This window comes from Rhizobium sp. 01T437, assembly GCF_056398505.1.
On the sequence record NZ_JBFTPM010000011.1, the window covers coordinates 156,913 to 179,281 of the forward strand.

The 22,369-nt window shown below is 60.5% G+C and carries 21 protein-coding genes and 2 pseudogenes; 15 read left to right on the forward strand and 8 right to left on the reverse strand.

The annotated features are described in order from the left end of the window. The first annotated feature begins 80 nt into the window (after positions 1 to 80). Entirely contained in the window at positions 81 to 599 is a 519-nt protein-coding gene (locus AC1DM5_RS23320; RefSeq protein ID WP_477823755.1) for a DUF992 domain-containing protein, read from the forward strand. A 77-nt stretch (positions 600 to 676) separates the two neighbouring features. Here AC1DM5_RS23320 and AC1DM5_RS23325 read toward each other — a convergent pair whose 3' ends face one another. Then, positions 677 to 2,143, reverse strand: a complete 1,467-nt coding sequence (locus AC1DM5_RS23325) for an MFS transporter (protein ID WP_477975697.1) — start codon at positions 2,141 to 2,143, stop codon at positions 677 to 679. A gap of 146 nt (positions 2,144 to 2,289) precedes the next feature. Between AC1DM5_RS23325 and AC1DM5_RS23330 the strand changes: the two genes are divergently transcribed. Both AC1DM5_RS23330 and AC1DM5_RS23335 read left to right on the forward strand, forming a co-directional pair. Further along, complete coding sequence (locus AC1DM5_RS23330) at positions 2,290 to 3,213, forward strand: LysR family transcriptional regulator (RefSeq protein WP_477823757.1); 924 nt, start codon at positions 2,290 to 2,292, stop codon at positions 3,211 to 3,213. Between the two features lie 264 nt (positions 3,214 to 3,477). Then, positions 3,478 to 4,314, forward strand: a complete 837-nt coding sequence (locus AC1DM5_RS23335) for an SDR family NAD(P)-dependent oxidoreductase (RefSeq protein WP_477823758.1) — start codon at positions 3,478 to 3,480, stop codon at positions 4,312 to 4,314. Between the two features lie 37 nt (positions 4,315 to 4,351). Here the strand turns inward: AC1DM5_RS23335 and AC1DM5_RS23340 are convergent, their stop codons facing one another. Continuing rightward, positions 4,352 to 4,891: a Pycsar system effector family protein gene (locus AC1DM5_RS23340; RefSeq protein WP_477975713.1), complete on the reverse strand. Its 540-nt coding sequence runs from the start codon at positions 4,889 to 4,891 to the stop codon at positions 4,352 to 4,354. A 178-nt stretch (positions 4,892 to 5,069) separates the two neighbouring features. Between AC1DM5_RS23340 and AC1DM5_RS23345 the strand changes: the two genes are divergently transcribed. From AC1DM5_RS23345 to AC1DM5_RS23360, 4 genes are all read left to right on the forward strand, one after another. Then, positions 5,070 to 8,786: a FecR domain-containing protein gene (locus AC1DM5_RS23345; protein ID WP_477975699.1), complete on the forward strand. Its 3,717-nt coding sequence runs from the start codon at positions 5,070 to 5,072 to the stop codon at positions 8,784 to 8,786. Beyond that, positions 8,786 to 10,813, forward strand: a complete 2,028-nt coding sequence (locus AC1DM5_RS23350; RefSeq protein ID WP_477823760.1) for a CHASE2 domain-containing protein — start codon at positions 8,786 to 8,788, stop codon at positions 10,811 to 10,813. Before AC1DM5_RS23345 ends, AC1DM5_RS23350 begins: the two co-directional genes overlap by 1 nt. Before the next feature lie 91 nt (positions 10,814 to 10,904). Next, positions 10,905 to 11,597: a fumarylacetoacetate hydrolase family protein gene (locus tag AC1DM5_RS23355; RefSeq protein ID WP_477823761.1), complete on the forward strand. Its 693-nt coding sequence runs from the start codon at positions 10,905 to 10,907 to the stop codon at positions 11,595 to 11,597. 10 nt (positions 11,598 to 11,607) lie between these two features. Then, on the forward strand, positions 11,608 to 12,138 hold the full coding sequence (locus AC1DM5_RS23360) for a gamma carbonic anhydrase family protein (RefSeq protein WP_477823762.1): 531 nt from the start codon (positions 11,608 to 11,610) through the stop codon (positions 12,136 to 12,138). Positions 12,139 to 12,220: 82 nt separating this feature from the next. On the opposite strand, the gene AC1DM5_RS23365 is transcribed toward AC1DM5_RS23360, so the two are convergent. Further along, entirely contained in the window at positions 12,221 to 12,919 is a 699-nt protein-coding gene (locus AC1DM5_RS23365; RefSeq protein ID WP_477823763.1) for a DUF1223 domain-containing protein, read from the reverse strand. A gap of 235 nt (positions 12,920 to 13,154) precedes the next feature. Here AC1DM5_RS23365 and AC1DM5_RS23370 point away from each other — a divergent pair, with 235 nt between their 5' ends. From AC1DM5_RS23370 to AC1DM5_RS23390, 5 genes and pseudogenes are all read left to right on the forward strand, one after another. Then, positions 13,155 to 14,015 carry a cytochrome b/b6 domain-containing protein gene (locus tag AC1DM5_RS23370; RefSeq protein ID WP_477823764.1) on the forward strand — a complete coding sequence of 287 codons (861 nt, stop codon included), beginning with the start codon at positions 13,155 to 13,157 and terminating at the stop codon, positions 14,013 to 14,015. Next, complete coding sequence (locus AC1DM5_RS23375; protein ID WP_477823765.1) at positions 14,012 to 14,788, forward strand: molybdopterin-binding protein; 777 nt, start codon at positions 14,012 to 14,014, stop codon at positions 14,786 to 14,788. The genes AC1DM5_RS23370 and AC1DM5_RS23375 overlap by 4 nt, the downstream gene beginning before the upstream one ends. Before the next feature lie 177 nt (positions 14,789 to 14,965). Continuing rightward, positions 14,966 to 15,238, forward strand: coding sequence for a hypothetical protein (locus tag AC1DM5_RS23380; protein WP_113323958.1), 273 nt, complete (start codon positions 14,966 to 14,968; stop codon positions 15,236 to 15,238). A gap of 75 nt (positions 15,239 to 15,313) precedes the next feature. Beyond that, positions 15,314 to 15,469, forward strand: a pseudogene (locus AC1DM5_RS23385) (gamma carbonic anhydrase family protein); the annotation flags it as partial. A gap of 203 nt (positions 15,470 to 15,672) precedes the next feature. Continuing rightward, on the forward strand, positions 15,673 to 16,443 hold the full coding sequence (locus AC1DM5_RS23390; RefSeq protein WP_477823790.1) for an SDR family NAD(P)-dependent oxidoreductase: 771 nt from the start codon (positions 15,673 to 15,675) through the stop codon (positions 16,441 to 16,443). Positions 16,444 to 16,592: 149 nt separating this feature from the next. Here the strand turns inward: AC1DM5_RS23390 and AC1DM5_RS23395 are convergent, their stop codons facing one another. The 3 genes and pseudogenes from AC1DM5_RS23395 to AC1DM5_RS23405 all read right to left on the reverse strand — a co-directional run bounded on the left by AC1DM5_RS23395 (position 16,593) and on the right by AC1DM5_RS23405 (position 17,862). Next, on the reverse strand, positions 16,593 to 16,814 hold the full coding sequence (locus AC1DM5_RS23395; protein WP_477975701.1) for a hypothetical protein: 222 nt from the start codon (positions 16,812 to 16,814) through the stop codon (positions 16,593 to 16,595). A 3-nt stretch (positions 16,815 to 16,817) separates the two neighbouring features. Then, positions 16,818 to 16,964 (reverse strand): annotated as a pseudogene (locus AC1DM5_RS23400) (nuclear transport factor 2 family protein); the annotation flags it as partial. A gap of 157 nt (positions 16,965 to 17,121) precedes the next feature. Then, entirely contained in the window at positions 17,122 to 17,862 is a 741-nt protein-coding gene (locus tag AC1DM5_RS23405) for an SDR family NAD(P)-dependent oxidoreductase (protein ID WP_310386640.1), read from the reverse strand. Positions 17,863 to 17,998: 136 nt separating this feature from the next. Here AC1DM5_RS23405 and AC1DM5_RS23410 point away from each other — a divergent pair, with 136 nt between their 5' ends. Continuing rightward, positions 17,999 to 18,673: a TetR/AcrR family transcriptional regulator gene (locus AC1DM5_RS23410; protein WP_477823767.1), complete on the forward strand. Its 675-nt coding sequence runs from the start codon at positions 17,999 to 18,001 to the stop codon at positions 18,671 to 18,673. Positions 18,674 to 18,830: 157 nt separating this feature from the next. Here the strand turns inward: AC1DM5_RS23410 and AC1DM5_RS23415 are convergent, their stop codons facing one another. Continuing rightward, positions 18,831 to 19,208 carry a nuclear transport factor 2 family protein gene (locus AC1DM5_RS23415; protein ID WP_477823768.1) on the reverse strand — a complete coding sequence of 126 codons (378 nt, stop codon included), beginning with the start codon at positions 19,206 to 19,208 and terminating at the stop codon, positions 18,831 to 18,833. Positions 19,209 to 19,322: 114 nt separating this feature from the next. On the opposite strand from AC1DM5_RS23415, the gene AC1DM5_RS23420 reads away from it, so the two are divergent. Then, a complete protein-coding gene (locus AC1DM5_RS23420) occupies positions 19,323 to 19,784 on the forward strand; it encodes a MarR family winged helix-turn-helix transcriptional regulator (RefSeq protein WP_477823769.1) in 462 nt (153 codons plus the stop codon). Positions 19,785 to 19,951: 167 nt separating this feature from the next. Next, a complete protein-coding gene (locus AC1DM5_RS23425) occupies positions 19,952 to 20,431 on the forward strand; it encodes a Rap1a/Tai family immunity protein (protein WP_477823770.1) in 480 nt (159 codons plus the stop codon). Positions 20,432 to 20,552: 121 nt separating this feature from the next. Here the strand turns inward: AC1DM5_RS23425 and AC1DM5_RS23430 are convergent, their stop codons facing one another. Next, complete coding sequence (locus AC1DM5_RS23430; protein ID WP_477823771.1) at positions 20,553 to 22,100, reverse strand: DHA2 family efflux MFS transporter permease subunit; 1,548 nt, start codon at positions 22,098 to 22,100, stop codon at positions 20,553 to 20,555. Positions 22,101 to 22,369 lie beyond the last annotated feature (269 nt).

Below are 22,369 nucleotides of genomic sequence, written 5' to 3' on the forward strand. Positions count from 1 at the left end.
CGTTTCCTTTCGACGTTTGAACGAAGTTGGGTTGAACGCGTTTATCACGGTCCCCCAGAAGAGTACGGAAGGAAACGCTCGTGAAGAATCTCATCATAACAGTAGCTGCCGCCTCCCTCGGTTTCGTGCCCGTGGCCGAGGCCGCAAGCCAGCACAAGCAACCGAAACATGCCGCCCAGCAGGTCGCAAATGAACCGCGGCAACGTCTCGGCACCCTTTCCTGCGAAGTCGCCGGCGGGGTCGGCATGATCGTCGGCTCGAGCAAGGCGATCGACTGCAGCTTCAAGCAGAATACCGGCAAGGTCGAACACTATACAGGCACGATCGGCAAGCTCGGTCTCGATGTCGGTGTCACCGGCAAATCCTATCTCAGCTGGATCGTCGTCAACACCGCGCCCACGCGCGTCGGCGATGGCGCTCTCGCCGGCACCTATGTCGGCGCATCTGCCAGCGCGTCCGTTGGTGTCGGCCTCGGGGCAAATGCCCTGGTGGGGGGAAATTCGAAGAATTTCGCATTGCAGCCGCTCAGCGGCGAAACCGGAACCGGCGTGAATCTGGCCGCAGGCGTCTCCCGCCTCCAGCTGAAGGCAACGCGCTAAACCTTACAGGCGGCGGCAACCGGTCGCCGCCGCTTCACTCACGACGGCAGCGTGGTGCGAGGAGTTCCAATGGCCGGTTACCTGCTCGGATGCAGAGGGGATGCCTGACGAGACAATGTGCTTTGAAGCCACGCGAAAAGAACAAGACTGAGGATCACGGCGATCAGGTTGTAGATCGTCGCGACCGCAAAGGCGTATCCGAACTGCTCGGGAGACGTGAGGGCCGAACCAGGCTTCGGGCCAACGCTGTCCAGAACACTGAAAAAGATGTTTCCGACGATAGCTATTCCAAAGGCCGCGCCGGCTGTTTGCATGGTGCTATAGGCCCCTGATGCCATGCCGGCCTCGCCGTTCGGCACGGTCGAAAGGATCAAATTGAGGAAAAGCGGGATCACGATGCCTTGGCCCAACCCGTTGAGGATCAGCGAAATGCTCAACATGAAGGTGTCGTTTCCGCCGTCAAAACCGACAGTGACCGAGAAGAGCAAACCAATCGCGTAGACGAGCATGCCAAGAAACACGGCCCAATGGCCCAATCTCTTCGCGACAGGCTCCGACAAAAGGGAACCGGCAAAGAAGGCGACCGTTGACGGAACGAAAATTGCGCCAGCCTCAAGGGCGCTTCGTCCGAGACCGACCTGCAAAAATATCGTCAAGGACAGCGAGAAGGAGCTGATCGTGGAGAAAAACAGGAAGGTCGTGATAATTCCTAATGTAAATCCATTCCTTGTGAAGAGCGAAATATCAATGACCGGGACGCCGCCTTTTCTGGCCAGCTGGATCTCATACCAGGCGAAATAAACGAACAGAGGAAGCGACATGAAAGGTCCGACAATCGCCCACCAGGGCCAGTGATGTTCACGCCCGACCATCAACGGGAACAGGAACAGACTGAGTGCCGAAGCTCCCAGAGCAGCACCTCCGATATCCAACCTGCTCGACAAGGCTTCTTTCGTTTCAACGATCATCCACCGTCCCGCGACCAGCGCATAGAGCGCCACCGGCAGATTGACCAGGAAGACAAGGCGCCAGCCAAGATCGCCGACGTCGATTGCTATCAGATATCCTCCGATAACCTGCGATGCCGCGCCTGCCACGCCTTGCACGGCTCCCATGATCGCGAAGGCTCGCCGGCGAGCATCGCCCTCGAAAAGGAGCCGCACCGATGCATAGATCTGCGGCATCATAAGCGCCGCTCCGATGCCTTGGATCGCACGTGAACCGATAAGCAGCAATGGAGATGGTGCAAGGGCACACAACAGGGAACCGAGTGCGAAGGTCGCCATGCCAAAAAGAAACAGGCGACGACGTCCGAAGAGATCCCCCAAACGCGCACCATTCAGGAGCATTGCGCCAAACGGAACATCATAAGCCACCATTATGAGCTGTAGCTCCGCGTTTGAAGCGTGAAGCTCGCGCTGAATGTCAGGCAATGCCACATTGACGATGAAAAGGTCGAGAATAGTCAGAAAACATCCCGTCAAAAGAACTGCAAGGGAGGACCACGATCCGGCTTTTCCGAGTTCAACTGTTGCCACACTCATTTGAGTTTCCGTATTGCTGTTGCGTTCCCGCAAGACCATCACTTGGTTGGTACGTCGTTGACGTGCATGATATTTTTTCTTGAATATCGATCAATTGGGGAGCATTTCATTTCTCAACGGACAAAATTTCCTCAATGCAGGTACAGATGAAAAGCCTCACGAGCATTGCAGCTTTCATTTACGCTGCTGAACAACAAAACTACGTGGCTGCGGCCCGCATTATCGGCATTTCGCCATCCGCGATTGCAAAGGCGATCGTGCGCCTGGAGGGCCATCTGGGCGTACGTCTGTTCAATCGCACGACACGCAGCGTCAGTCTGACGGAGGAAGGCGCTCTTTTTTACGAACGCTGCAAGCACATCATCAACGACTTGAACGATGCCGAAGCGACCATCATTCAAAGCCGGGAACGCCCGAGAGGCCGCCTCCGGGTCAGCGTTCCCCACATTGTGGGCCATCATCTTCTAATGCCCATTCTGCCGGCTTTCGCGGCGAAATTTCCGGAAATCGAGTTGGATATCGATTTTGAGGACCACGTCGTCGATCTGGTCACAGAAGGAATTGATATCGCTATCCGCAGCGGCGACCTGGCTGATTCAGGGCTGATCGCACGGCCTTTGGGCGAGCAGCATTTCGTGATTTGTGGAAGCCCCAGATATCTTGGTCGTCATGGACAGCCCGAAACGCCAAGCGACCTCGCGCGACACGCATGCATCCACTTCAAATACCCATCCAGCGGCCGGATCGCACCGTGGGCCTTCGCGCCCGCTCACGACCGTTTCATGTTACCGCGGGGCCTGACAATCAACAATTCGGATGCCGCACTGCGGGCAGCTCTGGATGATATGGGATTGGTTCACTTGCCGGTCTATGTGGCACGACCTCGGATCGAAGACGGCAGCCTGGTTCCCGTTCTCACCTCATACATGGCACAATTCGGCTCCCTCTCCCTCCTCTGGCCCTCCAACCGACAGCTTCTGCCGAAGGTCCGCGCATTTGTGGATACCGTCGTTGAGGAGCTTGCGGCTAAACCTGAAGTCTTTCGACCGTTCACAATGAAAAAAAGCTAGGGCGGCAACGCTTCTATGCGATCGGCTCGAGCTTGCCGACGAAGTGCCGGGAACGGACGGTTCGTCCACGATCTGGAAAACGCCAATGAGCGAAATCGTGCCACGCTACTTGGAAAGAAAACTGTAGGCGGTTTGCCGCACTCAATATTTGATGCACAATCGCACGGTGGCCCGTATTTTGCGCGGCCCCCAGATATACCGCAGCCCAAATGCGCGCTCACCCGCCACGCCTGAAAACAGCCAGCGTATAGGAGGTCAGCCAACATGAAAGATGTCGTCGCGTTGGTAACGGGCGCAAGCCGCGGTGTCGGCCGCGGGATTGCGCTTGCCCTGCTCGCCGAGGGAGCCACGGTGCACGTGACCGGCAGGACGCGTTCCGAGGCAAGCCTTGAAGGCAAACGCGTGGGATCGCTGGAAGGGCTCGAGCGCGAGGCTGCGGACCTGCCCGGACGCGTTGTCATTCATCAGTGCGACCACAGCAACGACACTGAGACCGAGCGCGTGGCCGAAGAGATCAGAGCCGGCAACAGGCTGGATATTCTGGTGAACAATGCATGGCCCGGCTATGAAAACATGGTTGAGGATGGCGATTTCACCTGGCCCCGCGCTTTCTGGGAGCAGCCCGTCTGGAGATGGGACGCAATGATCGGCACGGCACTGAGGGCGGCTTTCATGATGTCGCGTGCCGTGGCACCTGTCATGATCTCGGCGCAGCGCGGCCTGATCGTCAATATTTCATTCTGGGCAGGGCAATTCTACGACGGCAACGCGATCTATGGCATGGCCAAGGCCGCTGCCGACAAGATGGCAGCAGACTTCGCCCATGATCTGCGCCCGCACCATGTCGCCGCTGTCGCCCTCTATCCCGGCCTGGTGCGCACCGAAGCGGTCATGCAGAACGCCGAATATTTCGACCTATCCAATTCCGAGTCACCGCAATTCATCGGCCACGTCATATCAGGACTTTGGCGAGACCCGGCGCTGATGTCGAAATCCGGCAAGGTCCTGGTCGCGGCCGAGCTCGGCCAGGAATACGATATCGCCGACATCAACGGCTATAAGCCTGTTCCCCTCACAGCGGCGGACTTTGCCAAAAGCTGAAGTCATGCCGGGAGCGACGGCAAACCGGACCGTGGCCTCAGGCCGCCACCAGCAGCAGCACATAAGCCACGACCGTCACCATCAGCCCCCGAAACGCAATCGTCACGAACCGGTATTTGCTGCGGGCGATGTGCGAGAGAATGTCGGCATTTTCCACATACTGGTCGAAGAGATAGCGCTCGTCACGCCGGATCGCCGCCTCGAAGAAGGTATCGCGATGTCTGGGCCATGCCCCCCAGAACATCGATGTGGATTTGTCTAGCCGCCGCGGCAGCACCACCAGGATGGCCGACAGAATCGAAAAGACCGAGGCTGCGGCCAGGAGCCCGGAGAAGAGAATGGCCTGCGGCGTGCCCTGCGCATAGCGCGCCCAGGTGAAGACTGCCCTCACTTCGACGGAGCTCACAAGAAAGGCGAGCATAAAAGTAAAGATATAAGCGGCTTTCTGATCAGATATCTTGATCTGATCATAGAATATGTCGTTGATTTTCTTGATATGGTCGAAATATTCCGTGCCAATATCGTCTGTCGACGGAGAACTGGAGGGCAGCTCCGCAAAATTTTCAAAATCGCTCAAAGGAAATCCCACCCCGCAATAGTGTTTCCCTAATAATACACTTGGTCGCGAAAGCAAGAACACGTGTGCAGCAAGCTTGACTTTTACATCGCGCTTGGCCAAAGGGGAAAAAGGTGCGGGGGTATCTGAAATGTCGGGGCTGAGGTCTTTTCTGTGCGCAAGTACATCTCTTGCGCTCATGTCAACACTACTTTCATTTCCGGTTGCAGCCGAGCCGCTGCAGCGCGCCACCCCGGTTGCAGGCTCGGTCATCGCCCGCAAGACCGGCGAGGAAGTGCGCTTCGTCGATGTCACCAACTGGCGCGTCGTCGATCTCAACCAGGACCTCCTGGATGGAGACGTGCTGCGCACCAATGCCACCGGCCAACTCGCCATTCTCTTTTCCGATCACACGCAGATCCGCCTCGGCCGCAATTCCGCGCTGCAGGTCAAGAAGATGTCTCAGACCGGAGACACGATCCTCAACCTGCAGTCCGGCACCATCTGGGCCCGCGCCCAGCGCGGCGGCCAGGGCCTGACGGTCGAGACGCCGGCCGCCGCAGCCGCTATCCGCGGCACGGATTGGACGATGACCGTCGAGGGCGCAAGAACCTCGATGATCGTGCTCGAAGGCCGCGTCTCGCTTACGAACCCGCAGGGCAGCGTCGATGTCAACGAGGGCGAAGGCGCTGTCGCCACCATCGGCCAGGCGCCCCGCAAGCTCGTCATCGTCACACCTGACGATCGCGAGCAGATGCTTTTCTATCTGAACCTGCGCGATGGCTTCGGGCTGATGCCCACCTCGCCGCTGCCGGCCGGCCGCATGGCGTCCGAGCGCCGCCGCGTGATGGCGCTGCCGCCCGAGCGGCGCACAACGGAAGACTGGCTGACACTCGCAGAGTTGCAGAGCGCCTTTGACGGGCGGCAGGTCGCAGCTGCAACGTTACAGGCGTTGCGCGGCCGCAAGCTGACCGTCGCCCAGCAGGCGCGTGTCGACCTGATCGAGGCGACCATCGCCGGCTCCGAAAAGCGCTACGCCGATGCTGCCAGGCTTTTTGAAAAGGCCGCGCCGCATCTCGATGCCGATAGACGCAACATGGCACAATATGGCGGCTATTTCGCCCGCTCGCTCGCCGACCCCGCCCATGTCGAGCAGCCACCGGCGGCCTCCGTCGGAGTCTATGGCGCCATCATGCAGGCCTATACAGTGGGCTTCCTGAAAAACCCGCGTGCGGCGATCGAGATCATCAGGCAGGCGGAAAAGCGCTATCCCAACGATCCCACCCTGCCGGCAATGCGCGCCCAGCTTGCCCAGCTCATCGATGACCGGGTGCAGATGAAGGAAGCGGCCGATCGCTCCCTGACGCTCGATCCCGATCATCCGATCGGCCTTGCCGCCCGTGCCGGCTATAAGGCTGCCTATGAGAGCGATATCAAGGGTGCGCTCGCAGACCTGAACCGCGCCATCGAACTTGCGCCTGGCGCTTCCGGCTCGCTCAATTCCATGGGCCTGCTGCAGAGCGCCCGCGATGCCAATGGCGAAGCCGAAAAGGCATTCCTGAAGGCGATCGAACTCGATCCGCAGGATCCCGTGCCGCATGCGAATCTCGCGATCCTCTATCTCGACCAGTCGCGCATGAAGGAAGCCAAGCGCGAGATCGATACCGCGCTCGCCGTCGATCCCTCCTTCGATATCGCGCTTCTTGCCCGGGGTCGCTACTACCTGCAGACAGGCGAGCGCGACAAGGCGCTGGAAGACCTGCTTGCCGCCAGCACCGCCAATCCGGCCCATTCGCAATCGCAGCTGATGCTTGCCGCCGCCCATTACGAAAAGGGCGACCGCCTGCCCTTCAACCAGGCGCTCGACAATGCCGACCGACTGGACAAGAACGATCCAGTCATCTCCTCCTTCCGCACCGCCGTCGATATCGACGACTACAATGCCGATGGCGCGATCAGGAATGCCCAGGAATTCCTGCGCCGCTCGCGCGCCCGCGGCGGCGATTATATCGACCTCGGCGCCAATGAGGATGCCGGCTCGACGTTGAACAACGCCTTCCGCCTGCAGGGCCTGGATGCCTGGGGCCGCTACTATGGCGATGCCGTCTTCAACCCCTTTGAAGGCACCGGTTATACCGACCAGTCGATCAAGGGCAGCATCTTCCCGTTCGTCAACGCCACCAGCTTCAGCGATGACAGCGTCAGCCAGTACCGCGCCAATACGTCGAGCTTCTCCTCGCTCTTCCAGGGCCTGCTGCTCGATCCGCATATGCTCTCTGGCCGCTCGCGCTCGGCAAATATCCTGCGCACGCCCTTCATCGAAGGTTCCGTCGGCGGCGGCATCAACACCGTCGACGGCCACACGCGGCGCACCGGCGAAGCGGAAATCCAGGGCTTTTCGAACGAGACGATCCCGATCAGCTTCTTCGGCAACCTGACCTGGGAAGAGCTGGCGCTCGACGGTGACTACCGCGATTTCGGCGGGTTCGATCTGGAAAAGAAACTTCTGACGGGCAACACCTACCTGACGGCGACGCTGACGCCAGATGACCGAGTCGTAAGCTTCGTCAATCACGCCAAGAGCTACGGCCCCCTGAACGCGTTGACGACCAGCACTGCGCTAACCGACCGCCTGAACGACGAACTCTTCATTCCGCTCGGGATTCCGATCCCGACAGAGGATTTGCCGCTTTACAGAAACCGCTACGACGAAGCCGAAACGACAAATGCCGGCATCGGCTGGAGCCACACTTTCGGCTACAGGAACGTGCTCAACGCCGCGCTCCTCTATTCCGAGAGCAAGGCAAAAATAGCTTACGATCTTACCTTTGACGCCTCCTCCATCACCGGCGCTCCGGCGCCCGATCTGTTTCCGTTCGCAGAAGCAAACCAGGAAACGTCATCCAAGACCTATATTGCCGCAATCAGCCACAGCATCGGCGACGATACGCTGACGTGGCGATATGGCATTGAGGGCGGCTGGATCGATGCCAGGAACGAAAGATTCTTCCATCTCGACACCCTCGTGCCGGGTTTTGTCGATGAAGTGACTGTTGGCCCCGATGAAGCGAGCAACCGCGTCAATATCGGCCGCGCCTATGTCGATGTCCTGCACGAGATCACGCCGGACCTGAAGGGCGAATATGCGCTTTTCGGCACACGGCTCGAAGGCGATGGCGTCGATGTCAGCCGGCTGGAGCCGCGCTTTGGCCTTGCCTGGACGCCGGTCCAAAACCACTGGCTGCGCGCAGCCTTTATGCGCCAGAGCCTCGATACCGGCGTTCCAACGCTGGCGCCCGTTGGTATCCTCGGCCTGCAGGCCAATCAATATTCGCTCGGCTTCGACGGTTATGCCGATACGGTGGCGCTGGAGTGGGATGCTGAATGGACCGACAAGTTCTTTACCTCGGTCGAATACCAGCATCAGGAACTGCATGATTTCTCGATCGACCTGCCGCTGATCGCGCTTCCTGCCGTCGACAGCCTGCCGCTGTCGCGCGGCAGCATCGACCGCGCCGCCGTCACCGCCAACCTCGCGCTCGGCAACGGCTTCGGCCTTTCCGCCACCTATGCCTACATGGATTCCGAGAACAAGGACCCGTTGGAGCCGAACTTCGGCGGCAACCTGCCCTATATCCCAAAGAACTCCGGCCAGGTGGCACTGACCTGGGTCAATGAAGCCAAGGTCAAGGCCACCATCGCCGCAAATTACATCGGCGAACGCGACGGCGACGATATCGGCACCAAGCTCGACGATTACTGGAGCCTTGACGCGCACCTGATCTGGGAGCCCTTCGACAAGCGCATCGCGCTCGAAGCCGCTGCCTATAATCTCCTCGATGAGGATTTCGAGGTGACACCGGGCGTGCCCGGCTGGGGCCGCGCCTTCAAGGGCACCTTGAAGATCCGCTTCTGATGATGGCGCGCCCGGCCGCCCTGCAAAGGCTTCAGGCAGAGCGCCCGATCGAGACGCACCGCCAATCCGAGCGCCCGCCCGGCTGGCCCTTCTCGAGCCGCGGCATCCGCCTTCTCGTGCTGGCGCTTGTGACACTGGTGACGATCTCGCTGATCTCCCGCCTGCCCGCCTGGACGCTGACGGAGCTCCGCACCTTCGATTATCTTTCCACCGTCGACGATCCGACGCCGCCGGCCGATGGCCCGATCATCGTGGCGATCGACGAGCCGGCGCTTGCCGATATCAACGCCCAGTGGCCCTGGCCGCGCAGCCTGCATGCCGAGCTCGTCAAACAGCTGCGCGCTGCCGGCGCAAGAGCCATAGCGCTCGATATCATCATGGCCGAGCCTTCGACGGCTGAAAACGATCAGGCCATCACCGCTGCGGTCGGCCCCGATGTCGTGCTCGCCGGCGATGAAACACTGATCAAGACGCCCCAGGCCGACCAGCTGCTGCGCACCACGCCGCTGCCGCAGATGACGGATGCCGGCGCGCGCACCGGCATCGCCTCCATCACCCTGAATGGCGACGGCATCTTCCGTAATATTCCATCCTATGAGGATGGCTTTGCCATGGAGCTCGCCAAGGCTGCGGGCATCAGGGCGCTGCATCTGCCGGCAGGCTCCCTCATCCAGTCCTTCGGCCCGGCCCGCAGCTATCCCACAGTCTCCTATTATCAGGCGCTGGACCCGAAGAATTTCCTCCCGCCCGATATCTTCAAGGGTCGGGTCGTGCTTGTCGGCCTCAGCCTGCAGAACGCCCCCGAGATCGATCAGGGCGGCGCCGATGCCTATGCCACGCCCTATACCGTCCACACCGGCAAGCTGATCTCCGGCGTCGAGGTGCAGGCCACCATCTACGACAATATCGTCCACGGCCTGGCGATCACGGAAGCGGGCCTGCTGCCTGTCGCAATCTGCATCCTCATATCAGTCATTCTGGCTGCGATAACGGTCTGGAGGGCCACGAGCTGGCGCACGCTGGTCGCCACCGCCGCCGCAGTGCTCGCCTTTGCGGCGGTAAGCTATGCCGGCATCCGCTTCGGCCATGTCTTCGTCTCGCCGCTTGGGCCGACCGTCGCCTTCGTGGCCGTCGCCTTCGGCCAAGCCGCCTTCGATTATACCGAGGAGCGCCGCCAGAAGCGCCAGATCACGCTGGCCTTCGCCCAATATATCTCGCCCGATCTCGTCAAGCGCCTGTCGAACGATCCCTCGCAGCTGAAGCTCGGCGGCGAGCGGCGCACGCTCTCGGTCCTGTTTTCGGATGTGCGCGGCTTCACCACCATTGCCGAAACCATGAAGGACGATCCCGAGCAGCTGACGGCGCTGATCAACCGGCTGCTGACGCCGCTCTCGGATGTCGTCATGGATCACGGCGGCACGATCGACAAATATATGGGCGATTGCATCATGGCCTTCTGGAACGCGCCGCTCGATGACCCCGATCATGCCCTGCATGCGGTCAAGGCCTCGATTGCCATGCAAGATGCGATCGCGACACTGAACCGCGAGCTGGAGCGCGAAGCCGCCGCAACAGGCCGGCCGCTGCATATCCTCAAAATGGGCGTCGGCATCAATACCGGCGAATGCATCGTCGGCAATATGGGCTCCACCCGCCGCTTCGACTATTCCTGCCTCGGCGACAGCGTCAACCTTGCGTCTCGTCTGGAAGGTGCTTCGAAGAATTACGGCGTCGCCCTGCTGCTCGGCGAAGAAACCGCTCGCCTGGTCAGCGAGCGTTACACCGTGGTCGAACTCGACCGCATCATCGTCAAGGGCCGGACCGTCCCCTCGCCTGTCTTCACCGTGCTCTACGGCTCGCACCGTGCGGCGTTGCCGGATCATAACGCCTTCCTCGAAGCCAAATATGCGGGCCGGCTCACCGTCTCCGACCCGGCCTTCGAAGCCCTGCCGAAGGCAATTCCGGAACTTTCGGCCTATTACGCATTGATGCGCGGCAATCTCGCGCAGGACGACGCGGCCCCATAAAGCAATTCCAGCAAAAGTGTGGAGCGGTTTTGCGCGACATGCTTTACGATATCTCCAGACTCGCCAGATCAATCAGCCAAGAAGTCCCGCCATGTCCCTTCCCGCCACCGTCATCCCCCTGCCGCAACCGGTTCTCCTGCCCGTCGAAGGCAGCGCCGAGGCCTTCCCGGTCCGCCGCGTCTATTGCGTCGGCCGCAATTATGCGGATCACGCCATCGAAATGGGCCATGACCCGAACCGCGAGCCGCCCTTCTTCTTCCAGAAGAACGCCGATAACCTGTTTTCCGGCAAGGATTTCCCCTATCCGCCGCTGTCGAATGACGTGCATTTCGAGGTCGAATGCGTGCTGGCCCTGAAGGCCGGCGGCGCCGATATTTCAGCCGAAAAGGCGCTCGACTGCATCTATGGCTACGGCGTCGGCATCGATTTTACCCGCCGCGACCTGCAGGCCGAGGCCAAGAAGCTCGGCAGGCCGTGGGAGCTCGCCAAGGCCTTCGAACATTCCGCCCCGCTCTCGCCCCTCGTGCCCGCAAGCCGCCTCGGCCATCCCGCCAGCGGCCGCGTCTGGCTGGAGGTAAATGGCGTCAAAAAGCAGGATGGCGACTTAAACCAGATGATCTGGAAAGTCCCGGAAATCATTGCAGAGCTTTCGAAACTCTTTGTTCTCGCCCCCGGCGATGTCATCATGACCGGCACACCGGCCGGTGTCGCCGCCGTCAACAAGGGCGACAGCATTTCCTGCGGCGTCGACGGCATCGCGACGCTCTCGCTGAAAGTGGTCTGAGGAGAGGAAAATGGCAATCTATGCGCTCGGAGGCCTGAAACCAAAACTGCCACCCCACGGCACCTTCTGGATCGCCCCCGACGCGCATGTAATCGGCGATATCGAGCTTGCCGAAGAGGTCGGCATCTGGTTCGGCGCGGTGCTGCGCGGCGACAATGAACCCATCGTAATCGGCAAGGCCACCAACCTGCAGGAAGGCGTGATGGTCCACACCGACCCCGGCTTCCCCACCACGATCGGCGATCACTGCACCATCGGCCACCACGCCATCATCCACGGCTGCACGATCGGCAACAACTCGCTCATCGGCATGGGCGCCACCATCCTGAACGGCGCAAAAATCGGCAACAACTGCCTCGTCGGCGCCAATGCGCTCATCACCGAAGGCAAGGAATTCCCCGACAATTCGCTGATCGTCGGCACACCGGCGAAGGCGATCCGCACGCTGGACGACGAGGCGGTCGCCAGGATCATCCAATCCGCGAAGAAATATGTCGGCAACTGGCAGCGCTTTGCCCGGGATCTCGAGCGGATCGACTGATAGTCGACCGCGGCGGATCGACCAAAATCGACCGGGCGCAGATCGCAGACGACCGCGGGCGGATCAGGCAGCGAGACGGTTTTCAGTCGGTCGTTGCGGCGAGAATCCTGCCGCCTTTCGGCTCCTGGACGATGATGGCGCTCTTCATGTCGCCAGCTGCGGCCGGGATCGGCAGCTTCAACATTTTGCCGTCCCAGGTGCCGAGACGCGTCAACTCGTGCACGACATGGGCGTGCGGCAATGTCTCGCCGGCATTCTCGCCTCTGGCGACCGGAACCTGCAGGGTGCCCGGAGCATAGCGGACGAGCCATACGTCGGCAGCGGCGGTCCGGCCCTTCGCAGCGTCGATGACAGCCACGTTCCGGGCTAGCGCGATCCCGGGGCCGGACAGCGCGGGCTCGGACGCGATCACGCGCCGGATCTCGTTCAGATCATAGCCGACAGTCGACTGGTGGCCGTTGACCACCATCTGCGGCGTGAAAGGACCGGATTGGCCGAGTGCGGGCTCATAGGTCACCTGCCGGTCGGTGAATTCCTTCTTCCCGAAAATGTCCTTCCATCCAAGATAGTCCCAATAAGTCACCGAGAAGCTCAAGGCGAGCACGTTCAGATCGTTGCTGAGCTTGACGAGATTGGCATTGGCCGGAGGGCATGAGGAACAGCCCTGGCTGGTGAACAGTTCGACGACTGCAGGCGACTGCCCAGCGGAGGCCTGAGCGGTGGAACCAAGAGCAAAGACTGCTGCGATGATCGCAAGATTGAACGCGGCTGAATGTTTCATGGCGGTGCTCCCTGATGATCTGCATCTCGTTCTCCTTCGCAGGTGGAACGCCATTCGTTACAGCTTCACGCACTTGTGACGGTGTCGGCCGGATGTCCGGAAAGCCGCGCCGTCGGCCTTTCCCGGCGAAAGGTTCCCGGCTGCAAAGAAAAAACTTCGGGACGCCTGTAACAAATCCCGCTTCGCCTACGTACATGTTGTAGGGGCGTGACGGTACCGGACATCGAAAACGATCATGGCAACACTCGACGATCACAGCCAGGCCACTCCAACAGGCACGATGACGACAGTCATCCGCCGGCACTCGCTGGCGACCCGCGTGACACACTGGATCAACGTTCTCTGTCTCAGCCTGCTTTTGATGAGCGGGCTGCAGATTTTCAATGCCCATCCGGCGCTTTACTGGGGCCAGTACGGTGCGGATGCAGACCCGTCCTGGCTGTCGATCAGCGCCGTCGATGAGGATGGCGGCACGCGCGGCGTGCTTCGCATCGGCAATCTGCAGATCACGACAACAGGCATTCTCGGCGTTTCGGGAACGGGCGATGACGCGACCGAGCGTGGCTTCCCTTCCTGGATCACCATTCCGAGCTATCAGGATCTCGCAACCGGCCGCCGCTGGCATCTGTTCTTTGCCTGGCTCTTCGTCATCAACGGATCGATCTATGCGCTCATCGGCTTTCTGTCAGGCCATTTCCGCCGCGATCTGGCGCCGAGCGGCGAAGAGATCTCGCCGCACCATCTGGGGCAGGAGATCGCCGACCACGCGCGCCTGCGCTTCCCCAAGGGTGAAAAGGCAAGGCATTACAATGCGCTGCAGAAGCTCGCCTACCTGATCGTCATCTTCATCCTGCTGCCGCTGATGTTTGCAACGGGGTTGACCATGTCACCTGGCATGGATGCCGGTTATCCCTTCCTGCTCGACCTCTTCGGCGGCAGGCAATCGGCCCGGTCGATCCACTTCATCTGCGCCTGGTCGATCGTCCTCTTCGTTTTCGTGCATATCGCCATGGTGATCCTGTCCGGCCTCTGGAACAACATGCGCTCGATGATAACGGGCCGTTACGTGATCGAAACCGAAAGGGACGATCGATGACCTTCTCCATCACACGCCGCGGTCTGTTGATCGGATCGGCTGCCGGCCTCGGTGCTTTCGGCCTGACCGGCTGCGACGATGTCGTCCAGAACTCCAATGTCCAGTCCGTTCTCGAAATGGCCGAGACGCTGACGATGAAAAGCCAGCGGCTCCTCGTTCCCAAGGACAAGCTGGCGCGCGAATATTCCGAAGCCGATATCTCGCCGACATTCCGGCCGAACGGCACAAGTCAGCCCGACAGCGAAGCCTATGCGCAGATGATGGAAACCGGCTTCGCCGACTGGCGACTGAAGATTGACGGGCTGGTAGAGCGTCCCGTCGAGCTTTCGCTCGCAGATCTGAAGAAGCTGCCCTCACGCACCCAGATCACCCGCCACGACTGCGTCGAGGGCTGGAGCGCCATCGGCAAGTGGACGGGCGCGCCCCTTGGACCGCTCCTGCAGAGCGTGGGGCTGAAGCCTGAGGCCCGCTATGCCGTCTTCTACTGCGCAGACCAACTCGAGCAGACGCTGGACGGCAGCGGAACCTACTACGAGAGCATCGATCTCATCGACGCCTTCCACCCGCAGACCATCCTCGCCTACCAGATGAACGGCAAGGATCTGGAGGTCGCCCACGGCGCCCCGCTTCGCCTGCGCGTCGAGCGCCAGCTTGGCTACAAGCATGCCAAATACCTGATGCGGATCGAGATGAAGGACAGCTTCGCCGGCCTGTGGGGCGGCAAGGGCGGCTTCTGGGAAGACCGGGGCTACGAGTGGTACGCGGGAATCTAGAGCAATTCCAGCAAAAGTGCGTAGCGGTTTTGCGTCCGGAATTGCGTGAAAACAAAGAGATAGAGTGTTTCCGTGATTCGAAGAAAAACGGAAACACTCTAGGCACCGTGCCTCCGTACAGTCTTGCCGCGCAACAGTCTTGCAAAGGGCAATGGCGCCCACAAGGAGGAGAAGGTCATGTTGAAAGGCACAGTAGCAGCAATCGTTCTGGCAGCGGCTTTCGCGCTGCCCGCCTTTGCAGAGGACGCGATGATGTCGGCGAAATGCGACAAGGCTTCGATGATGAAAATGGAGGCCAACATGGATGCCATGAAGGATCCTGCCATGAAGACAAAGAAGGAAATGGCGTCCAAGGAAATGATGATGGCCAAGGATTCCATGAAGGCCAACAAGATGGAAGAATGCAAGATGCACATGGAAAAAGCCATGAAAAGCATGAGCAACATGTGAAGCGTGTCAGAGCGATGCGGGCGGCCCTGGGGCTGCCCGTGCCGGCATCGGCATGAACGCCGCTGCACGATTGGCAACTGCCTCGTCGGCGCCAATGCGCTCATCACCGAAGGCAAGGAATTCCCCGACAATTCCCTGATCGTCGGCACACCGGCCAAGGCCATCCGCACGCTGGACGACGAGGCAGTCGCGAAGATCACTCAGTCCGCGAAGAAATATGTCGGCAACTGACAGCGCTTTGCGCGGGATCTGGAGCGGATCGATTAGCTTATGCCGGATATGGGCAAAGCAGCCCTGATGCGTCGGCGCAATCCGTGGGGCGAGCAACGCTCGGGCTGCTCGAGACGCTGGGGAAGCCCATTGGTATGCGCGGAACGTCTGGCGTCCGCACGCCGACGCTGCCATAAATGAGCTTCATCGAGGGAGGCATCATGATGCAGAAGAACGCGCCGGACTTCAGCCTTGCGGGCAAGGTGACTTTGGTGACGGGAGCGAGCCGTGGCATCGGTCGAGCTTGCGCACTTGCCTGTGCCGCAGCAGGCTCCGATATTGTTTTGGGTATCCGTGATGTCGCAGCCTCGGCGGGCCTGGTTGCGGAACTTAAGGGCACGGGACGAAAAGTTCTCCCTGTCGAACTGGACATTCCCAATAAGGCCCATATCGCACAAGCCGTCGACGCGGCGCTTGCTACGTTCGGTCGGATCGACATCCTCGTCAACAACGTCGGCGTGGCTCCGGGTAATCTCGCGGAACTCGTTGAGGAGAAGGACCTTGACGAGATACTTGATGTCAACATCAAGGGCACCTTTCTGATGACGCAGGCAGTTGGCCGTCACATGATCAAGCGCAATGGGGGCCGGATCATCAATATCAGCTCACAGGCCGGTACCGTGGCACTGCGTGGCGAGGCAATCTATTGCATGAGCAAGGCGGCAATCAATCACCTCTCGCGCTGCCTTGCAGCCGAATGGGCACGCTATGATGTCACCGTAAATACCGTATCGCCGACGTTCATTCACACCGACGGCACAGCACCATTTCTATCCGATGCCGACAATCGCAAAGCGACGCTCGGTCACATTCCACTCGGTCGGATCGGTGAAACCGATGATGTGGTGGGTGCCGTAGTCTTCCTTGCATCACCGGCTGCGAGCCTGATCACCGGCGCGAACCTGCTGGTGGACGGTGGATGGTCCGTCGCCTGAGGCCGAGGCGGCTCCTGCAGCAAAAGTCTTATGCAAACGAGAGCAACTACTCGTGCTGCCTCCCCTCCTGGGTTTGGCGGCCTATCGCTGCAGTTTTGGGCGCACGGTGATTTCCACGCCGGCCGCATTCGTCACGCTCGCTTGCGCGGTCACCCGACATAGGCATCCGCCGGCTCGAACATGACAGTGACGCTGCCGTCGCCGTCCTTGAGCAATTGGCCGTCGATGAACCAGCGTACCTCCGAGATCGGCCCGCCCTTCAGCAGGTGAAGGTCGTAGCGTGTCGTCGTCTTCAGCCGGTAGGCCAGCGCGCTATATTGTTTCTCAGGGAACCAGCAGACCCGCAACTTGACGCGGCTGCCACCATTCACGACCTAGCTTGCATCCCCGATATCAAAGCGAACGATCCTGTCGCCCTCCATACGGAAGATGTGCGTCACAGTCTTGTCCTTCAGGCCATGACTTTGCCCCTCCAGCGGCCGGCCATTCAGATCGAATACCTTCTGGATCACCTCGACTGACTGCCGACTACCGGATCAGCTTGCGCCGATCGGGGGGGGCGACCATTGCCGATAAGGCGAGCGGCGAACTATGGCATGCGTCTCCTCTGCCAGCGCCTTTGAAGGATGCGGAAAAGGCCGGCATCGGCCAGCCTCTTCCTGCCACTGCCAGACGCCCTCAGGTGTTCAAGCCGCCATCCACATTGAGGATGGCGCCTGTGATGTTCCTTGCAGCAGGGCTTGCGAGGAAGGCGACGGCAGCCGCCACATCCTGCGGCTCGCCATAGCGGCCGAGCGGTATCAGGGCGCGCTGGAAGTCGGCAAATTCCCCGTCTGCCGGGTTCATCTCCGTATTGGTTGATCCCGGCTGGATCAGGTTGACGGTAACATCCCGAGGTCCGAGTTCGCGGGCGAGACCACGCGTGAAGGACTGCAGCGCGGATTTCGTCATGAAATACACCGTGCCGGTGTCTCCAACGATGCGTTCGGCGCCGGCCGAGCCGATATTGATGACGCGGCCTCCGGCTTGCAGATGGGGAATGGCCGCCTGCGCGGCGAGCACCGGCGAGCGCACGTTGACATCAAGCAGCGCATCGATCTGCGCGACGCTGAAGCCGGCGATCGTATCGTAAAGCGCGATGGCAGCATTGTTGACGAGAATGTCGAGACCGCCAAGCGCGCGAGCGGCCTCCTCCACCGAGCGCTTCACGGCCGCCGGATCGGCGCTGTCGGCCTGGATTGCAAATCCCCGCCTGCCCTTGCCCTCGATAGCGCGAACGACCTCGGCGGCGCGATCGGCCGATCGCTCATATGTGATGGCGACGTCGGCGCCCTTTTCGGCAAGCGCCACCGCAATGGCGGCGCCGATACCGCGCGATGCGCCCGTCACGAGAGCACGTTTTCCAGCGAGTTCAGTCATCAATCGTCCCTTTCTGTATTGATCGACACAGAATTAGCTAGAGGCGCTGAACACGCCCGTCAAGAGTATTGTATCGATCGACACAAAATATCTCGAACCGTTGTCGAGACGCACCGGCGGGTTTATATGGTGACCGATGCAGAAATCCGACCAGACGCCCCAAGCCCAGGATACGACGGCCAACGAGACGACAGCCACCCGCACCCGCGGGCGACCGCGCGCCTTCGACCGGGAAGCTGCGCTCGCCAAGGCGACCCGCCTGTTCTGGGAAAAAGGTTTCGAGGCGACGTCGATGACCGACCTTACCGAGGCGATGGGCATCGGATCGCCAAGCCTCTACGCGGCCTTCGGCTCGAAGGAGGCGCTCTATGCCGAGGCATTGACCTACTACAACGAGACGAACGAGGCGCTTATCTGGGCAGGCTTTCGTGCCGCCCGCACGGCGCGCGAAGCCGTCAAGGCGCTTCTCATGGACTCGGCGGCGGTCCTGACCGGCTCCGTCGTCGATATTCCCCTGGGCTGCATGGTGTCCCTCTCCTCGGTCGGCAGCGAGGGCCATGCCGAACTCGGCGAACTGGTGCGAACCGCCCGCGCCGTCACGCTCGACCTTCTGAAACGGCGCCTGAGCCAGGCGGTATCGGCAGGCGAAATTCCAGCCTCGACCGACATCCACGGCCTCGCCCGTTTCGTGCAGACCGTCCAGAGCGGCATGTCGATCCTCGCCCGCGATAGAGCAAGCCGCAGCGAACTGGAATCCGTGGCCGAGGTCTCGATGCTCGGATGGGACGCCCGCACGGGAGAACGATCATAGCGCGACGACCGGCATGAGCCGGAAGTGGTCATGAGGCGGCAGACATGGCGATCCCTGCGCTCGCCGGCGTGTGGCGGGAATTGCGATCCGGTTTTTCTCGACAATGGCCGTGTGCTAACGCGCCGTAAGCCGGCGCCGGATGACCGCCCTTCCCGGCCTAATCCGCCTCACCGATATCGAAGCGGACGATTCTGTCGCCTTCCATGCGGAAGATGTGCGTCACAGTCTTGTCCTTCAAGCCATGACTTTGCCCCTCCAGCGGCCGCCCATCGAGATCGAAGACCGTCTGGATCACCTCGACCTCTACGGCGCCATCGTCCGCCTGCCGAAATGCGGCCGGCTCGACATGCGGGCTGACGATCGCCCATTGGCGTGTCCAGTAATCCCGAACAGCCTCACGCCCATGAACATGGCCGCCCTCCATGCCGTTCGCCCAGGCAACATCATGTGCCAACGCCGCAAGCACCCCGTCGATATCCCGCGCATTGAAGCGCTCATAGATGTGCTTGATCAGCTGCGTCTGTTTTTCCGACATGCTGTTTCCTCTCTATAGCTTAGCGGGGTTCGGCCGACATTGACCAACACGGCCGGCGTAGTTACATACGTACATATGTAGTTTACGGTCAACGGCAGGCAAGGAGCAAATGGAATGAGTGAAGACGTGCTTTTCACGCCGGGGCATCTCATCAGCCTCGCGGCGCGAGGATTCGCCCGCCTCAGCGAGTCACGTCTGAAACCGCTCGGCTTCGGCATCGGGCAATTGCCGGTTCTGGTGGCACTGACAAACGGCAAGGCAAGCACGCAGCGCGACCTCGCCCGTTTCGCCAAAGTGGAACAGCCGCCGATGGCGCAAATGCTCGCGCGCATGGAGCGAGATGGCTTGATCGAGCGCACATCCGACCCGGAGGACGGTCGAAGCAGCCGCATCATGTTGACGGAGGCCGCGCAGGAACGCATGCCCGAAGCAATCGCGACCTTGTTTCAGGGGAATCGTGAGGCGCTAAATGGCTTCACACACGCGGAGACGGAACAACTCCTAACCTTGCTGACGCGGTTGATTGCAAATCTGGATAAAATTGCGAGTGCCGATCCGCCCCGACGCTATCCGTGACTGGTGGCTACGTTGCAGTCAACAGCAAAACCCATCGCGCCTAAATCAACCGCGCTGGCAATTTACAACCACATTCGCGGGCAAAAACGCAGGCAGGCGAAACTGGTGTTGACGGCAACCTGGGATATCGGAATAAGTCACTCGACTATAGCTGTGCGGATTTAACAATGCGATTTCGACTAACAATTTTGCTCGCTTTTTTTGTGACCTTTTCTCCTTCATTCAGCGCAGCCGATCCACGGCCCGGAGAAGTCATCTGGGAGGCTGAAACGGGTGAAATGCTGCTAAACGATTGCAATCCTTACATTCGGATATTGAACGAGGATTTCGAAGGCATGACTGCCAAAGACTATTTTCACGCCGGTCTATGCAAGGGTTCGATAGATGCAGCGTATGACACCATGGCCCTCAATAGGGATCTCTTCAAGGGCGCAGCCGATCGGCCCGTCTTCTGCGTCAGTCACACGGTTTCATCGGCAAGGATGGCAAAAACGGTTGTCGCTTACGGTGATGCGCACCCGGAATTTCAAAAAGTGAACGCGCAATCCCTGATCGGCTGGGCACTCGCCGATGCCTATCCATGCCCCGCCGCGGAATGGGTGGAAGAACCCGGCGTCTGTAAAGGCAATGATGAAAATTGCGGATAAGTGCGGGAAACGCCGCGAAAGATGGAAGCCCGTTGAAGTTTAGATCTCGATCGACATAGATGGCAACAAGACTGCTTCGAACCGGCAATACTCGCGCGTCATCCGGTCACCATCCTGCCCTTCACCCGGCCGTCGCCGCCACCTTCTTCGCAAACGGCACCCACAGCAGCGCACAAGCCGTCAGCACCGCAACCACCATCCACGCCTCGTTGAGCGCCTGAACGGTTGCCGCCGTCTGCACCAGCGGATCGAGCATCGACGTCGTATCGGCATCGAACTCTCCCTGATGCCCCGTAATCGCCTGCAGCGGCGCACCGACGAATGCCGCAACGTCCACATCCCCCGCTTTCAGCCGGTTCCAAATGCCGTCACCGAGTGGTTCCGAGCGCGTATAGACGATCGTGTCGATCAGCGCGATGCCGATTGCGCCGCCGAGATTGCGCATCAGGTTGAACAAGCCGCTGGCATCGGGAATGCGCTCCGGCGGCAGGGTGCCGAGTGCCAGCCGCGTCGGCGGCAGCAGGCAGAACATGATGGCGACGCCGCGGATGATCTGCGGCCAGAACATCGCGTCATAATCGGTCTGCGGGTCCTGAAAGGCGCTCATGCCGATGCCGATGGCAAAGAGCGTAAAGCCGGCCGCAGACAGCAACCGGGCATCCATTCGCTTTTCCAGGGCCACCGCGATCGGCGCGGTGACGAGCTGGGCAATGCCGGTCACCAGCATCGTCATGCCGATTTCGAGCGCATTGTGGCCGCGCACGAAGGCCAGAAAGACGGGCATGAGATAGACCGAGCCGAAGAGGCCGATGCCGAGAATGAAGCTCATTGCCGAGCCGGCCAGAAAGTTCCTGTCGCGGAAATTCCGGAGCTCGACCAGGGGTATGCGTCTGCGCAGCGATCGCCATGCGAATACGAATCCCGAGACCGCCGACAGGCCGATGAGACCGGCAACATAAAGCGAGGTCCAGCCGCTCGTCGGCGCCTCCTTGAGGCCGAGCTCCAGTGCGGCAAGGCTCCCCGCCATCAGCAGCAGTGACAGGGCATCGAGATGCCACAGCTCGGAGAGGTTGACGCCCTCTCGGGGGAGCGAGCGCATGGCGACGAGCGCTGCCACAATGCCGGGAATGATATTGATCAGGAACAGCCAGTGCCACGAATAGGTCTCGGTCAACCAGCCGCCGACGATCGGCCCGACGGTCGGCGCCAGAACCGCAAGAACGCCGGCGATCGTCGTGGCAAGCGCCTGGCGCTCATCGGGAAACAGGATGAACACCGCCGAAAACACCGAGGGGATGAGAGTGCCGCCGGAAAAGCCCTGAATGACCCGCCAGGCGACGAGCCCGCCAAAACTGTCGCTCGCCGCACAGCCCGCCGAGGCGATCACGAACAGCGACAGCGACGTCACGAAGAGCCAGCGCATCGTCAGCAGGCGGGTGAGAAACCCCGTCAGCGGTATCGCCACCACCTCGGCGATGAGATAGGCGGTCTGCACCCAGCTCATCTGATCCGGATGGATATCAAGCGCGGACTGGATGGTCGGAAGCGATGTCGCGACGACCTGAACGTCGAGGATCGCCATGAACATGCCGAGGCACATCGCCAGAAAGCCGATCCATCTGAGGTGTGATGGAGCGGCCGATAAAACGAGTTCAGACCGGTCGGGCATGGAATGGTCCTAGAGCGGTTCCAGCAAAAGTGCGCAGCGGTTTTGCGCCCGGAATTGCGTGAAAACAAAGAGATGGAGCATCGTTCTCAGCCCTGATCTACATGTCAGGATCAACGCATCGACGACGGACAATAGCAGGGCATGGAGTGGCATGCCAAAGCATAATGGGAGGATTGCGATTGCTGCGATCACAAAGAGGTGGTGTTCGGCAGATGCCGCTACCGCGCTGCTGCGATGAGAAGAAAGGCAATGATGGAGAGCCCTCCGAG

What these genes read in the sequence shown, in the direction of transcription:
- AC1DM5_RS23390 (WP_477823790.1), top strand. Translation starts at nt 15,673, where the DNA reads ATGCAGAAGAACGCGCCGGACTTCAGCCTTGCGGGCAAGGTGACTTTG.
- AC1DM5_RS23380 (WP_113323958.1), top strand. Translation starts at nt 14,966, where the DNA reads ATGTTGAAAGGCACAGTAGCAGCAATCGTTCTGGCAGCGGCTTTCGCG.
- AC1DM5_RS23335 (WP_477823758.1), top strand. Translation starts at nt 3,478, where the DNA reads ATGAAAGATGTCGTCGCGTTGGTAACGGGCGCAAGCCGCGGTGTCGGC.
- AC1DM5_RS23325 (WP_477975697.1), bottom strand. Translation starts at nt 2,143, where the DNA reads ATGAGTGTGGCAACAGTTGAACTCGGAAAAGCCGGATCGTGGTCCTCC.
- AC1DM5_RS23415 (WP_477823768.1), bottom strand. Translation starts at nt 19,208, where the DNA reads ATGTCGGAAAAACAGACGCAGCTGATCAAGCACATCTATGAGCGCTTC.
- AC1DM5_RS23425 (WP_477823770.1), top strand. Translation starts at nt 19,952, where the DNA reads ATGCGATTTCGACTAACAATTTTGCTCGCTTTTTTTGTGACCTTTTCT.
- AC1DM5_RS23375 (WP_477823765.1), top strand. Translation starts at nt 14,012, where the DNA reads ATGACCTTCTCCATCACACGCCGCGGTCTGTTGATCGGATCGGCTGCC.
- AC1DM5_RS23355 (WP_477823761.1), top strand. Translation starts at nt 10,905, where the DNA reads ATGTCCCTTCCCGCCACCGTCATCCCCCTGCCGCAACCGGTTCTCCTG.
- AC1DM5_RS23365 (WP_477823763.1), bottom strand. Translation starts at nt 12,919, where the DNA reads ATGAAACATTCAGCCGCGTTCAATCTTGCGATCATCGCAGCAGTCTTT.
- AC1DM5_RS23430 (WP_477823771.1), bottom strand. Translation starts at nt 22,100, where the DNA reads ATGCCCGACCGGTCTGAACTCGTTTTATCGGCCGCTCCATCACACCTC.
- AC1DM5_RS23360 (WP_477823762.1), top strand. Translation starts at nt 11,608, where the DNA reads ATGGCAATCTATGCGCTCGGAGGCCTGAAACCAAAACTGCCACCCCAC.
- AC1DM5_RS23330 (WP_477823757.1), top strand. Translation starts at nt 2,290, where the DNA reads ATGAAAAGCCTCACGAGCATTGCAGCTTTCATTTACGCTGCTGAACAA.
- AC1DM5_RS23420 (WP_477823769.1), top strand. Translation starts at nt 19,323, where the DNA reads ATGAGTGAAGACGTGCTTTTCACGCCGGGGCATCTCATCAGCCTCGCG.
- AC1DM5_RS23370 (WP_477823764.1), top strand. Translation starts at nt 13,155, where the DNA reads ATGGCAACACTCGACGATCACAGCCAGGCCACTCCAACAGGCACGATG.
- AC1DM5_RS23405 (WP_310386640.1), bottom strand. Translation starts at nt 17,862, where the DNA reads ATGACTGAACTCGCTGGAAAACGTGCTCTCGTGACGGGCGCATCGCGC.
- AC1DM5_RS23410 (WP_477823767.1), top strand. Translation starts at nt 17,999, where the DNA reads ATGCAGAAATCCGACCAGACGCCCCAAGCCCAGGATACGACGGCCAAC.
- AC1DM5_RS23350 (WP_477823760.1), top strand. Translation starts at nt 8,786, where the DNA reads ATGATGGCGCGCCCGGCCGCCCTGCAAAGGCTTCAGGCAGAGCGCCCG.
- AC1DM5_RS23345 (WP_477975699.1), top strand. Translation starts at nt 5,070, where the DNA reads ATGTCAACACTACTTTCATTTCCGGTTGCAGCCGAGCCGCTGCAGCGC.